Raw genomic sequence first — 12,050 nt, 5'->3', positions numbered from 1 at the left:
CGGTGGGTTCCCCCTGCTATCGGCGTCCTCGCAGGCGCTGATCGGTGTAGTGCTGGGTGCCGAGACCTTCCTGGGCGGGGTCGGCGAGCTCCGTCAACGCGTGGACGGCGGCGTCCATGCGGTCTGGGGAGTCCATGCCGGGCAGCCAGGTGACCATCTGACGCTCGAGGGCGGGGAACTCGCCGACGTGGTGGACCTGGTTCTGGGCGTACAACTGAGCGATCGGTTCGGCGCGGAGCTGCTTTCCCCGCTTCGCGTGGACCTCGATGATGGATGGCATCAGCAGTCCGTTGGTTTCGCCTGACCGGGACAGGTCGGCCCAGGCCTGGCGGAGGATCTGGGCGGCTTGGTCGCCTCCGAAGTTGTCCTCTACGACGAACGCGTCCGCGTTGAGTTCGATGGCGAGGCGGCAGGCTTCGTGTCCCCAGGTGTCGGCGCCCATGTTGGCGGAGCGGTCGGCCAGGACGTACATCTGCCCGGCCGTGTTGCGGCCAGCGCCGACTATGCCGGTCTCATCGTGGTTGTCTCCCTTGCCGCCGGCCGTGTCGACGGCGACCAGGGTGCGGGAGAGTTCGACTCCTCGGAAGGCCATGGGGGTGATTCGGTTGGCGGTGATCCAGGACCACTGCCAGACGCCGCCCTCGAGCGGTCGCGGCTGCTGCTGGTAGAGGGCCCACCAGACGCGTTCTCCCACGCCCTTGCGGATGCGCTGGAGGTCGTCAGTGTTGTACCGCTCGGCCCAGAGAGCCTCGCCCGCCGGGCGTCCGAGGGGGTCGTCATCGGCCATGGCGATGGCTGGGAGGTCGAGGACCGTCCATTCGTCGCCCTCGGTTTGCAGGAGACGGCCGGAGAGGTCGTCTGGGTTCCAGCGGGTGTTGATGACCACAAGGGAGCCGTTGGGCTCGAGCCGGGTGAGGGCGACGGACTGCCACCAGTCCCAGACCCGGTCGCGTTGGGTCTGGGACTCGGCGTCGTCGGATCCTTTGAAGGGGTCGTCGACGATCAGGCAGTTGTGGACGAGTACGCCGTCAGCAAAGAAGTTGCTGTTTCCGTCCACTTGGAGGTCATGGACTCGGACGCTTGGCGCGTGTACTCGGCGAACCAGGGATACGGCGTCACCGCGGACTTGTGGTGGACGAGGTGGCAGCTGGCGCAGAGGAGCAGCAGGTTCTCCACCCGGTTGTTCGCCGGGTTCTCGTCGAGGTGGTGAACGATCAGGTTGGACTTTTGGGCGGGTGCCCCGTTGCGCATGTAGTTGATCGGCTTGAAGGGTGTCGAGCAGACCACGCAGGCGTCCTTGTCCCGCTCGAAGATCAGCGGACGGGTCTCCTTGAACCACTTGCTGTAGCTGGTGCCGTCCTTGTAGTGAGAGTTCCCGGTGCCGATCATGCGTATGGAGTGCGCTTTGTCCGCGCACGGGCGTGAGCAGTACACGGTTCGGCTGCTGATGGGTCGGAAGAACAGGCCGCACATCGTGCAGGCCTTCTCCGGATGGTTCCGGGAGGCCGTGATGCATTCGCGCCCGCAGAACCTGTTCGCCGCCTTCTTCGGCATGGGTTTGTCGCAGTGTTCGCACCGTCGGGCGTTCTTTATCGCGTGATGCGCCTGCGAGTGCGGCTTGCAGCAGTAGAAGGAGAAGTGGCCTCGCCGCAGTGCCTTGTTGTACTCGTACCGGGGCTTTTTGAATTCGTCGCCGCACCACAGGCAGCGCAGCAGGATCTTCACGGAGCGGGCCTGGTTGTAGCACGTCTGGCACGAGGGCCCGCGGCCGTTGCGTCCCTTGTCCTTGCCGCACAGGATGCAGTTCCGGTTGGTCCGGGACACGGTACGTACCAAGCCGGTCCCCTGGCCGTAGAGACGCGGCCGGCCGGTAACCGGATCCAGGGACATAGACGGGGTGATCTCCGGTAGTCCGTACTCGATTCCCACGAGTGCTGGTGACTTCGATGAGTCCATCTGCGGTAGTTGTCCTCGTTGCCAGAATGCGACGCCATTCGGTTTGGCCGGTCGCGTGGTTGAAGGAAAGGACGCGCGGCTTGTCGGTCATGGCCACGAGTTTCGATATGGCAATTCTACCGATTTCCGTGGTCACCAGGGTCTCGTCGGGGAAACAGTTCGCTCCTTTTCCTGTGAGTCCTCCACCGACGCCCGCGGTGACCATTCCGCCCTCGTGGCCAGCGATGTCGAAGCGGTTGGCGGCGTGCGAGGCGGGGTTCAGGGATATGCCGAGGACGTCGGCGTAGCCGGTGATGGTGTCGCGGATCCAGCGCCCGTGGTCGTCAGCCAGGGTGGCGCTGTAGGAGGCCAGCATCAGCCGGTGGTCGGGGTTCTTACGCAGGTACCAGACCGGAGCCCAGCGTGAGGCGCGCCGGCTCTTCCCGTGACGAGGAGGCATCGTCAGCATCACCTTGACCCGCTCCCCCGCGGCAATGCGCTGGAAGGCGTGGTCGACCAGGTCCAGGTGCCGGGCCTGCATCTCCTTGCCGTTGGTCAGGACGGCTGCCATGGATCCGGGCGAGCGGTCCATGGCCATCTGCCGCTCGATGGGTAGCAGCTGGGCTCGGAGTTCTGCTGTGGCCTGCCGGACTATCGCGAGGCGCTGCTCGTCGGGGAGCGTCCGGTAGACCAGCAGCAGGTCACTGTCCTTCGTCACTGGCTTCCTGGCCGTCGCCGGGCTCTTCGTCCGGTGTCGTGGCGGGTCCGAGGCCGATGAGCGCTTCGAGTTCGGCGGTGGTGGCCTGGCTCATCTGCAGGGGCCCGCCGCCAGCGCCGGTGACTTCGGCCTTGGTGGGCATGTCGAGGCCGTTCAGTTTGGCTCGCCGGTCCATGAGGCGTAGGACGGTGTCGACGGCGCGCATGTCCAGTTCCTCGCTGATGACGTTGCCTTCTTTGTCGAAGACTGGTGAGGGCTGGGTGGCGCGCGGCCAGGCGGCTTCGAGGAGTTCGTCGAGGCGTTCGTTTTCCTGCTGCCGGTAGGCGCTGACCTCTGCCTTTTCGGCCTCGCGGTGTGCTTCGAGGGCGCGGGTCAGGTCGCGGCGTGCGGCGTTGGGGCTGCTGTAGCCGAGGGCTTCGACGCGTTCGTCGTCGTAGCGGACGCCCTTGCGGCGCAGCTCCAGCAGTTTGGTGCGGCGGACGGTGACTTCGTCCAGCTTCAGTTTCGACCATGCCATGGCGGTGGGGGCTCCCGCTCGTGTGTGTGATTGTCGGGCCCCGCGCCTGTATCGGATGATCGCCGATTTTGGGCGTTGTGTTCCCCCGGGCTGGGGTTGGCGGGCATGCTGCGCGGCATGAGCGATGAGGTGAAGCGTGGGTGGAGACCCTCGCGCCGTCAGAAGATCGTGGCTGTGCTGTTGGTGTTGATTGGGTGGACGGCGTTGGCGGGGCAGTGGGATGACAAGGGGTGTTCGCTGCCGCAGGGGTATTCGCTGGTGGTGATGCATGGGACGCCGGATCGGAATGAGGGGTGTGAGGATGAGCCGGGTGGTGCCGTGTACACGGATGAGTACTGGCGTTGAGTGTGGCGGTGCCCCTGCCGCCGGGGGGTGGCGGTCAGGGGCACCGTGGGCCCGGTCCCGCTGAGCGAAGGGGGCGGGAGCCGGGAGGGTCGGGGGCACGGCCCGGTTTGTTCCAGCGGCGCGGGGACGCTTCTGGCTCTCAACGCGCCGGGCCGTGCGCTTTTGATGGTGGCGCATGTTGGAGGGTTTGTCTGAGCCGCGTTCCCCCTGGGGCTACTTGGGCAGCTCGTTGGTGTTGCGGACCCATACGCCCTTGTTCTCGGCGTGAACGCTCCGGTGGTCTTGGTAGACGTTGCCGTTGTAGTGGTGGTTGTGGACGGGCGGGGCTGCTTCGACGGTCTGCTTGATGCGCTTGATGAGTGCGCTGAGGGCGAGGATGGGCACGGCAATTCCTATGGGAGCGGCGCATACCCAGGCGACGACTTCGGGATCGGCGTGGCCGGAGGCCCACAGGACGCCGGTGGCGGCACCTCCAGTGGCGGCGATGACGACACTGGCACCGATCATGCGGGCGGTGTCGTCGACTGCCTTCTCGCTCATGCCGGGCCGTCCGGGCTGGGTTACGGGTGGGGCGGTGCCGATGGCGGGGACCGGGCTGTGGTCGCGGAAGGACGTCGGGATGGTCTTGGCCGGGCGTCGGGCTTCTGCGAGGGCGTCTTCGACGTCGTTGAGAAAGGCGAGGGCGTCGGGGTTGATGGTGGGCTGCCCGGCCTGGGGGGCGTGGGGCTGCTGGTGGTCGGGCAGGCGGGTCACGGGTCTGGGTCTCCTTGGTGTGGTGGGTTACTGGGTGAGCTGGTAGGTGCCGCGACTGATGGCGGTGACGGTGCCGTTGTTGTGGAGTTCGGCCATGGCGTTGTTGACGCTGCCGGGGGCGACGTCGAGCATTTTGCGGCGGACGTCTTTGAGGGCCATGGGGCCGTCGGCGAGGACGTCGAGGATGCGGTCCTTGATGCTTCCGGCGGACGGCTGGTCGTCTTCGTCGTCGGCGAGGAGTGCGGCTTGGCGGTCGGTGACCTGCTGGACTGAGTCGATGGTCTGTTCGTCGTCCTCTCCGGCGAGGAGGGATTCGGCGAAGGCCAGCCAGCGCTCGTAGGCCTGCTGGAATACGGCGTGCTCTTCGGGGGTGAGGCCCGGGGTGGGTGCGGATTCCATGAGGGCGATGAGGTGCGGGTAGGTCTTGTTCTCCTTGCGGGCGAACCAGGTGCGGTTGGTGAAGAGGCTGCCGCCGTTGATGACGTTGGCCATGCCGGCGGTGATGGGGCCGTGTTTGGCTTCCTTGCCGTGGAAGGCTGCGTCGATGGCGTTGCCGCCGCCGGTGCCGAAGTAGCGGGGGATGGGGGCGATTTCGATGCCGGGCGGGAGGACGCCGTCGCGGGCCATGTGCTGGGTGGTGCTGGAGTTGGTGCGGCCGAGCCAGACGGTGCCGTTCTTGGCGTTGGCGCGGATGCGGTCCTTGTCGCCGAGGTCGGCGAGGTGGATGGACTGGGCGGCGAAGCGGATACCGAGGCCAAGTTTGCGGCCGGTGGACTGGGTGTCGCCGACGAGGCCGGTGACCCATTTACGGAAGGGGCGGGGGACGACGGCGTCGGCGGACAGGATGCGGTTGAGTTCGTCGAGGGTGACGTTGACGAGAGGCCAGGGGTTGCCGATCTCGAAGGATCCCCAGCGGTTCTCGGCGCTGATCTTCTCCCGGTATTTGCCGAGGTCGTTGGCGGCGGCGAGGGTCGCGGCGGTCGCGGCGACGCCCTTGCCGAAGTGGTAGACGCGTCCGTCGACTTCGGGGAGGGACATGCCGTCCTGGGCGTCGGCGACGATGGAGACGATGCCGGAGATGCGTTCGGCGGCGATGACGTGGAGCAGGGTGACGGACTTCCCGGCGCCGGGTGCGCCGACGTACAGGTCGGTGATGGCGCCCATCTGGGGGTCGTAGAGGGGGACGCGGCCGATGCGGCCGTCGGGCTGCTGGCCGAGGGCGAAGGTGCCGTCCGGGGCCATGCGCAAGTCTTCGATGGTGGCTTCGCGGACGTTGAGCAGCGGGTGGTTCTTGTAGATGGAGATGAGGCCGTCGCCGAGTCCGTCGGTTTCCACCATGACCAGGGAGAGGTCTTTGTAGTCGACGGAGCGGGCGATCTGCTTCTGGTTGAGCTGAATCATCTGGTCGTCGGGGGCGGTGACGCGCAGGGCGATGCGGTTGTCGTCGGTGCGGTACTCGGCGAGGTGCATGCCGGTGGCGCCGCCGTTGGGGCGGGCGAGTTTCTCGTTGAAGAGGCGCTCGATGGGGTGCTGGCCGGCTTGGGCGGCCTGGTCGAGGGTGGGGCGGGCCTGGAGGAGTTTGCGGCCGGGGCCGGATCCGTCGATGAGTTGGAGGGTGACGGTGCCGATGGGCAGGTCGAAGATCCCGGCGAGGGTGGTGGGGTTGAGGTCGGGGACGGTGTCCCCGGCTTCGGCGAGGACGTAGCCCCAGAAGTCGGGGGCGCCTTCCTGGTATTGGGTGACGCCGGTGAGGAGGGTGGTTCCGGTGGCGCGGGCGTCGGCCCATTGTCGGGTGCGGTGTTCGCCGTAGGTGGCGGGCGGGGCCTGCTCGATCGCGGCCGCCGCGGGTGCGGCGGTCTCGAGGCCGGGGGTGTCGGGGGCTTGTTCGGGGATGAGGCCGGCGGAGCTGGTGAGCGGGACGGTGGCGGCCATGAGGCCGCCCCATGCAAAGGGGATGGCGTACTCCCACCAGGCGGTGCCGGGGGTGCACCGGTTGGTGAGGTAGACGCCGGCGCCGGTGAGGGCGGGTACGGCCTTTTGGCAGGCCTTGAGGAAGCCGGTCCAGCCGTGGATGGTGTCCCAGCGTCCGTACAGCCAGTAGAAGGTGCCTGCGGCGAGGCCTGCGGCGCCGAGGTGGGCGGGCCACAGGTCTGCCTGCTGGGGGACGAGGGTGATGCCGAGGGTGGCGGCGCCATAGGTGAGGCGTTCGAGGCGGGCGCGGCGGCGGATGGATCGGGCGGGGATGAGGCGGAGGCCGTCGGTGACGGCGGTGTGGGGCGTCGTGTCGGTGACGGCCATCGGGGTGTCCTCCTTCAGCGGTTGGTGGGTTAGCGGACTTTGTTGAAGCTGGGCTTGGGCTGGGCGTACGGGGAGGCTTGGGCGACTTCGTAGATGCCGCCGTACTCGGTCTGGTGGGCGTCGCGGACACCGTTGGCGTTGGCTTCCATGTCGTCGGCGGCGCGGACGAGTTCGCCGGTGGCGGCGGCGACCCGGTCAAACGCGGCGGCGACCTCGAGGGTCTGGGCCTGGAAGTGGGGGTCGACGCCGGCCTGGGCGAGGTGTTCGGCGAGGCGCCGGGCGCGGGCGGCGTCGTGCTCCATGCGGGCCTTCAGCAGGTGCAGCTGCTCGCGTAGGAGGGCGGCTGCTGCGGCGAGGGCGAGGATGCGCAGGGACAGGGAGACGAAGTTGAGGATGCCGCTGATGGCGCCGCCCCAGCTCATCCGCTCGGGCGGGTTGCTGTGGGCGGGGACGGGGGCGTTGCTGCTGGTGGCGGCTTCGGCGCCGGTCTGGACGCTGCTGGGCTCGATGGCCTGGGTGTCGGGCATGGTCTGCTTCCTTCTCAGGCCTGGTTGTGGATCGGCGCGGACGGGACGGTGAGGCCGGCGTCGGCGGTGGCCTGCGTGTACGGGCGGTAGGCGTCGTTGAGGTCGTTGTCGGCGGCCTCGGCCATCTCCGCGGCCTCAAGGGAGGACACCTGCATTTCCTCGGCCATGCGGGCCACGAGGTCCATGGACTCGGACATGCGGGCCATGGCGCCGGTGAACAGGATGCCGATCAGGTTGTGGTTGACGGCGAGGTCGTCGGCGAACTCGGCGAGGACGTCACGGAGCTTCGTGGCGCGGTGGGCGAGCTTGACGCACTGGTCGTGGGTGGTGAATCCGTCGGCGGCGAACTGCTGGTACTGGTCGAGGGCGTCGTCGAGGCTGATCTCTGTTTCGTGCTGGGCGTCCATGTGGCGGGCTGCTGCGACGACGGCGCCGGCGGTGCGGGCTGCTTGCTTCTTGGCTTTGGTGATGCGGGGGTCTTCGCGCCGTGCGGGTGCGGGGGGCATGGCGATGGGCTCCTTGGGGCGGCTGGTGCCGGGACGGGCGGTGTGGGGGGTGGGGGCTGCGTCGAGGGCGGGCGTTCCGGTGCGCGGGAGGGCGGCCGGGCTGGTGGTGATCGGGGAGGGTTCCCAGCGTTTGGCGTTGCTGCCGGGTACGTGCTCACTGGTGACGGTCCAGGCGGTGTGGCCGGATGCCTGGCTGGCGTTCTGGAATGGGGTGGATCGCTGCCTGTGGCTGCCGGACGCCGCGCTCGGGTCGGTGTTGTCGGTGGTTCCCGCTGTGGTGGGTCCGGCCCCGGGTTGCCCGCCGGTGTTCGTGGTGGCGCCGAAGAAGTCGCCCTTCGTGCCGTGCTTGCGGGCGTAGTCCCGGGCTCGTTCCCACCACTGGCTACGGCTGCTGGTCCTCTTGGTGCCGTTCGCCCCGGCCTGCTTGCCGCCGGTCTTGGTGTCGCCGTTCGCCTTCGCGTTCGCCTTGGGGCTGGTCGCTGAGGTGTCCTTGGCCTTCCGGGTCTTGGCTGTCGTGTCCTTCCACAGGGGCGGGACGGTGCGCCCGTCGCGCTTCTGGCGGCGCTTCCAGCGGCGTCCGGCGGCCTTGCGGAGGTCGCGCCAGGCGGTGGGGCCCAGCTTCATGTCGGGTCCGTCCTTCCTGACGCGCTTCGGGTCGGTGGCCTTGGTGCTGCGGGGGCTGCGGTTGTCCTTGTCGAGGGCGTCCTTGCGGGCCTTACGGGTCTTGGGGTTCTTGCGGGTGGTGCGGTTGTCGGCGGGCCACAGGGCGGGCTTGTCGCCGCCGTTCTTGCGGCGCCGCTTCAGGCGCTGCTGGGCTGCCTTGTGGGTGTTGTTCTTCAGGGCGTCGGTGAGCGTGCTGCCGCCCTTGCCGCCGCTCCCCTTTCCCTTGTCGCTGCTGTTGCGGGACTTGCCAGCCTTGTCGGGGGTGTTGGTGCGGGCCTTCTTCAGCAGGCCTCCCCCGGCGCCCTGGGTGGTGCGGTGCGGGCTCTTCGGCGCCTTCGGCTTCCTCGGAGTCTTGGGGGTGTTGGGGGTTTGCTTGCGTGCTCCTCCACCGCCGGCCGGGCTCTTGGGGGCGAGTCCAGAGCCGTTGCCGCGTCCGGGGCCGCGGTTGGTGTTGTTCTTCTTCGGTCCGCGGCCTGTTCCGAGCCCGCCGGTGCCGGTGTTGGACTTTCCGGACCGGTTGCGTCCGCCGAGGCCGGTGGAGCCGGATCCGGACGACGATCCGCCGTTCTTGCTGCCGCGGTTTCCGAGGGTCTTGCGGCCGAACTCGCTGCTCGAGGGCACCCGGTTGTTGGTCTTGGCGCGCTGCTGCAGGCCCTTGTCGGCGATCTGCTGCATTGCCAGCTGGTGCTTGAGGCGGGCCTCGCGCAGCGGTTCGGTCTCCGCGGTGCGGGCCTGCCGGTTCTCCCACCAGGTGGACATGACGGTGTGGGTGCCGCGGAGGGCCGCGACGGCGACGGCGAGGCATGCGGCGAGGGAGAGTGCGCCGAGGCGGGGGCCGACCATGTCGGGTGCGGGCTCGGACTGGAAGGTGGCGGGCACATGGCCCGGCGTGGGGTTGGGGGTGGTGGGGATGACGGGTTGGGTGATGCCGGGGTCGGGCAGGGCGGTGAGGGCGTCGAGGGGGCTGGGGCGGCCCGTAGGGACGGCGGGCGGAGCGTACGTCGGGGCGGCCGGCATAGGCGGCGCGGGGGCGGTGGCGGGGGCGTCGGGCATGGTCGTGGTGGGGGTCAGCGCGAACCCGATCCGGGGGAAGTCGAGGATGCGTGCGCCGGGGTTGGAGCCGTCGTTTCCGGTGGTGTTGTCGCTCATGACCCCTCCTTCCGGGGTTGACAGGCTGTAGTCGGATCCGGGATCCTCACGCGCGCGCGTCGCGCGCGCACGTTGGGCCGGTCATCACCCCTTTCCCGGGGGTGATGATGATGACGATCGGTCACCGTGTGTAGCGTTGGAAGAAGTCGTGGAGGTGGGAAGCGAGAGCGTTCGCCACAGTTGGGTCGCCGTCCTCGAGGGCGTTCTTCGCGACCATCCGGGAGGCGTCGAACCACAACGCGACCAGATGCATGGGGCCCTTCTGGACGGCTTCTGCCTGGCGGGCGTTGTAGTGCTTGGCCTGGTTCGCGAGCCGCTTCTCGGCAGCCTTCTGGGCGGCGCTCACATCGCCTCCTGGTTGAACAGGTCACCGATCGACGGGATCGGCTGCGCCTGCCCGGCCGCCTGCCCGGGCCAGTGCTGCGGGACCGGGGACACGTACTGCGGGGCCTGCTGCGGGACGGCTGTGACCTGCGGACTTCCCACCGGGGTCGCCCCGTTGAAGACGGCCGCTGACTTGTCCAGAGACTTCGCGACCGCGGCTTCCGCGGTGGACGCGGCGATCCCGAGGCGCTGCCGGCGGGACTCCTTACGTTCCAGCTCAGCAGCCCGGCGGGCCGGGAGCTCCACAACCTCGTTGACGAAGCAGCCGTACAGGCCTTCCGCGGCCGCGGCCGCCTTGCGGGACGCCTTCTGCATCTTGCGGATGTGCTTGGCGACCTTCCGGGCCCGCCGGTTCGCGGTGAACCGGCCGTCACCTGCGATGTTCTGCTGGGCGAGGCGGGACTGGACGACGTCGGCGATCTGCCCGTACTGGCGGTCGTCTTCGAGGTGCTGGTCCCGCCAGGCTCCGGTGATGTTCCGCAGCCCGTCCGGGTCGAAGAACTGGTTCATGTCCATTGGTCTCTGGTCTCCCGGTCTCGGTCTCGGTCTCGCTGGTCTCGGTCTCAGGCGGTCTCGGCGAGGTACAGGTCTCGCGCGTTCTTCAGTCGCTTCGCTGCAGTCGCCTTGGGGCGGCCGGTGGTCTCGATGGCGTCGTTCAGGGAGACCTGCATGTGGCCGCCGCGAGACTGCATGAGAGACAGCAGCTGTCGGATCTCGGTCTCGCGGTCTCCTATGGCGGTGACCTGGCTGGTCTCTCGGCCGAGACCACGACGGGAGACCTGGAGACCGGTCTCGGTCTCGCCGGTCTCGGTCTCCGTGCTGGTCTCGGGAGACCGGTCTCCCGGCCGTACGACGGTCTCGGTCTTGGTGGTCTCCGTACGGCGGGAGACCGGGGTCTCGCCGGTCTCGGGAGACCTGGTCTCGCTCCGGGCGGTCTCCAGGGCGTTGGTCTCCACGCGCTCGAGGGAGACCGTCATCGGGTCGGGACCGGGCAGCGAGACCTCCGGGGTGGCGATCGGGAGACTGACCGTCAGACGGGCGCGGAGACCGGAGACTTCCTCGCGGCGCTTGGCAACGGCCTCGTGCTCGGTGAGGCCGGCCTTGATGTGCGCGTCGATCGTCTTGCGGGACCGGATGGGGTGGAACAGCCACGCCCACTTGCCGATGACGGGGAGGGTCTGGGCGACGCGACCGAGCTGGCGAAGGGTCTCGCGGTGGGCGTAGCGGTGGAACATCTCGAAGGCGAGTTCAGCGATGACGGGGGCCGCGGCGAGGATGACGGAGCCGACGACACCCCACTGCTCGAGCTGGCCGTGCTGCCAGTTCACCCACGCGCTGGTGCAGATCATGGTGAGCATGGCTAGGCGAGGGGCCAGGCCGCTGTCGGTGGTGACGGCGTACTTCTGGGACAGCAGCGCGAAGAACAGGGCGGCGATGTCGAACATGCCACAGCCCAGAATCGCGATGGCCTTGGGGGCGTGGAGCTGCTCGGTGAGCAGGGTGTAGATGGACCAGGTACCGACCGCGAGGGCGGCGGTCATGACCAGGACGAGGACGATACGGATCGCCCAGTCCGACAGGGTGCGCCCACAGATGAGCTTGTCGTACATCGGGTTGGGTGCAGTGCTCGGGGTGTGGGGGGTGGCCCCGGCGTGGTGCAGGGGCTGCCAGGCCCCGAGGACGGGGCTGGTGGGCGGCTGCGGGCCGGCCGGGGTGATGTTCACGGGGATCGATGTCCTTCCGGTCAGGCGGCGGGCGTGTAGTCGGCGGTGGTCTGGTCGGTTTCGTCGGCGGTCCAGGCGAAGTAGGCCTCGTACTCGCCGTCGTCCCAGGTGGAGGGCTCTCCGTGGCCTTCGCGGAACTCGGCTCCGGTCATCGCGTGGCCTCCTCGGTCTTCGCCGTGCCCGTGGCCGCAGTGGCGTTGCTGTCCTGGCTGGCCGGGGCGACGTTGAGGAGCTCGTCGAGGAGGGTGCGCAGGATGCCTTCAACGGTGAGGACGAAGACGATGAGGACGGCGATGGAGAGGCCGTTGTGGTTGTCGAGGAGGTTGTAGAAGGCGAGGCCGGAGCCGAGGGTGCCGCCGTAGTAGGTGATGTTGGCGGCCGTGGTGATGACGTTGTGCTTGATGCGGGCCTTGTTCACGGTCGTTCCTTCCTGCTGGTCGGGTCGGGGTGGGGTGGTTCTGGTCTGGCGGGGGACCGCAGCCGCCGGGGGGAGTGGTCGGTGGCTGCGGTCCCCGGCCGGGCCAGGGGCCC

At 68.7% G+C, this 12,050-nt stretch carries 14 protein-coding genes and 1 pseudogene; 2 read left to right on the top strand and 13 right to left on the bottom strand.

All coding sequences use genetic code 11. The features are described from left to right. Positions 1–16 precede the first annotated feature (16 nt). Together ACZ7M7_RS42215 and ACZ7M7_RS42210 are read right to left on the bottom strand one after the other, a co-directional pair. Positions 17–1,057 (bottom strand): phage terminase large subunit family protein, encoded by a 1,041-nt coding sequence (locus ACZ7M7_RS42215; protein ID WP_472126848.1) that lies wholly within the window; start codon positions 1,055–1,057, stop codon positions 17–19. Then, positions 1,003–1,389: an HNH endonuclease gene (locus tag ACZ7M7_RS42210; protein ID WP_472126845.1), complete on the bottom strand. Its 387-nt coding sequence runs from the start codon at positions 1,387–1,389 to the stop codon at positions 1,003–1,005. The genes ACZ7M7_RS42215 and ACZ7M7_RS42210 overlap by 55 nt, the downstream gene beginning before the upstream one ends. A 16-nt stretch (positions 1,390–1,405) precedes the next feature. On the opposite strand from ACZ7M7_RS42210, the gene ACZ7M7_RS42205 reads away from it, so the two are divergent. Continuing rightward, positions 1,406–1,600 (top strand): hypothetical protein, encoded by a 195-nt coding sequence (locus ACZ7M7_RS42205; RefSeq protein WP_472126850.1) that lies wholly within the window; start codon positions 1,406–1,408, stop codon positions 1,598–1,600. 297 nt (positions 1,601–1,897) lie between these two features. Here the strand turns inward: ACZ7M7_RS42205 and ACZ7M7_RS42200 are convergent. Both ACZ7M7_RS42200 and ACZ7M7_RS42195 read right to left on the bottom strand, forming a co-directional pair. Then, a pseudogene (locus ACZ7M7_RS42200) lies at positions 1,898–2,161 on the bottom strand (Hint domain-containing protein); the annotation flags it as partial. 475 nt (positions 2,162–2,636) lie between these two features. After that, positions 2,637–3,170 (bottom strand): hypothetical protein, encoded by a 534-nt coding sequence (locus ACZ7M7_RS42195; protein WP_472126762.1) that lies wholly within the window; start codon positions 3,168–3,170, stop codon positions 2,637–2,639. Positions 3,171–3,287: 117 nt separating this feature from the next. Here ACZ7M7_RS42195 and ACZ7M7_RS42190 point away from each other — a divergent pair, with 117 nt between their 5' ends. After that, positions 3,288–3,515, top strand: coding sequence for a hypothetical protein (locus tag ACZ7M7_RS42190; protein ID WP_472126759.1), 228 nt, complete (start codon positions 3,288–3,290; stop codon positions 3,513–3,515). 213 nt (positions 3,516–3,728) lie between these two features. On the opposite strand, the gene ACZ7M7_RS42185 is transcribed toward ACZ7M7_RS42190, so the two are convergent. The 9 genes from ACZ7M7_RS42185 to ACZ7M7_RS42145 form a co-directional block, all read right to left on the bottom strand. After that, positions 3,729–4,268 (bottom strand): hypothetical protein, encoded by a 540-nt coding sequence (locus ACZ7M7_RS42185; protein WP_472126756.1) that lies wholly within the window; start codon positions 4,266–4,268, stop codon positions 3,729–3,731. 27 nt (positions 4,269–4,295) lie between these two features. Continuing rightward, the gene (locus tag ACZ7M7_RS42180) at positions 4,296–6,566 is read right to left on the bottom strand and encodes a hypothetical protein (protein WP_472126754.1); all 2,271 of its coding nucleotides are present in this window, start codon (positions 6,564–6,566) and stop codon (positions 4,296–4,298) included. A 29-nt stretch (positions 6,567–6,595) separates the two neighbouring features. Continuing rightward, entirely contained in the window at positions 6,596–7,093 is a 498-nt protein-coding gene (locus tag ACZ7M7_RS42175; protein WP_472126751.1) for a conjugal transfer protein TraB, read from the bottom strand. 14 nt (positions 7,094–7,107) lie between these two features. Further along, positions 7,108–9,411: a hypothetical protein gene (locus ACZ7M7_RS42170; RefSeq protein ID WP_472126748.1), complete on the bottom strand. Its 2,304-nt coding sequence runs from the start codon at positions 9,409–9,411 to the stop codon at positions 7,108–7,110. Positions 9,412–9,532: 121 nt separating this feature from the next. After that, a complete protein-coding gene (locus tag ACZ7M7_RS42165) occupies positions 9,533–9,757 on the bottom strand; it encodes a hypothetical protein (protein WP_472126745.1) in 225 nt (74 codons plus the stop codon). Beyond that, positions 9,754–10,311 (bottom strand): hypothetical protein, encoded by a 558-nt coding sequence (locus tag ACZ7M7_RS42160; protein ID WP_472126742.1) that lies wholly within the window; start codon positions 10,309–10,311, stop codon positions 9,754–9,756. The genes ACZ7M7_RS42165 and ACZ7M7_RS42160 overlap by 4 nt, the downstream gene beginning before the upstream one ends. A 47-nt stretch (positions 10,312–10,358) precedes the next feature. Beyond that, complete coding sequence (locus ACZ7M7_RS42155; RefSeq protein ID WP_472126739.1) at positions 10,359–11,519, bottom strand: DUF2637 domain-containing protein; 1,161 nt, start codon at positions 11,517–11,519, stop codon at positions 10,359–10,361. Between the two features lie 20 nt (positions 11,520–11,539). Next, positions 11,540–11,671, bottom strand: coding sequence for a hypothetical protein (locus ACZ7M7_RS42150; protein WP_472126737.1), 132 nt, complete (start codon positions 11,669–11,671; stop codon positions 11,540–11,542). Beyond that, positions 11,668–11,937 (bottom strand): hypothetical protein, encoded by a 270-nt coding sequence (locus ACZ7M7_RS42145; RefSeq protein WP_472126735.1) that lies wholly within the window; start codon positions 11,935–11,937, stop codon positions 11,668–11,670. Before ACZ7M7_RS42145 ends, ACZ7M7_RS42150 begins: the two co-directional genes overlap by 4 nt. Positions 11,938–12,050 lie beyond the last annotated feature (113 nt).

The organism is Streptomyces sp. NPDC111606 (assembly GCF_055656945.1).
The sequence above is the reverse complement of the archived record's forward strand: the minus strand, read 5'-3'. Positions and strand labels throughout refer to the sequence as shown.

Coding starts and splice junctions, on each gene's coding strand:
- ACZ7M7_RS42210 (WP_472126845.1), bottom strand. CDS start 1,389: ATGATCGGCACCGGGAACTCTCACTACAAGGACGGCACCAGCTACAGC.
- ACZ7M7_RS42195 (WP_472126762.1), bottom strand. CDS start 3,170: ATGGCATGGTCGAAACTGAAGCTGGACGAAGTCACCGTCCGCCGCACC.
- ACZ7M7_RS42190 (WP_472126759.1), top strand. CDS start 3,288: ATGAGCGATGAGGTGAAGCGTGGGTGGAGACCCTCGCGCCGTCAGAAG.
- ACZ7M7_RS42180 (WP_472126754.1), bottom strand. CDS start 6,566: ATGGCCGTCACCGACACGACGCCCCACACCGCCGTCACCGACGGCCTC.
- ACZ7M7_RS42175 (WP_472126751.1), bottom strand. CDS start 7,093: ATGCCCGACACCCAGGCCATCGAGCCCAGCAGCGTCCAGACCGGCGCC.
- ACZ7M7_RS42170 (WP_472126748.1), bottom strand. CDS start 9,411: ATGAGCGACAACACCACCGGAAACGACGGCTCCAACCCCGGCGCACGC.
- ACZ7M7_RS42160 (WP_472126742.1), bottom strand. CDS start 10,311: ATGGACATGAACCAGTTCTTCGACCCGGACGGGCTGCGGAACATCACC.
- ACZ7M7_RS42150 (WP_472126737.1), bottom strand. CDS start 11,671: ATGACCGGAGCCGAGTTCCGCGAAGGCCACGGAGAGCCCTCCACCTGG.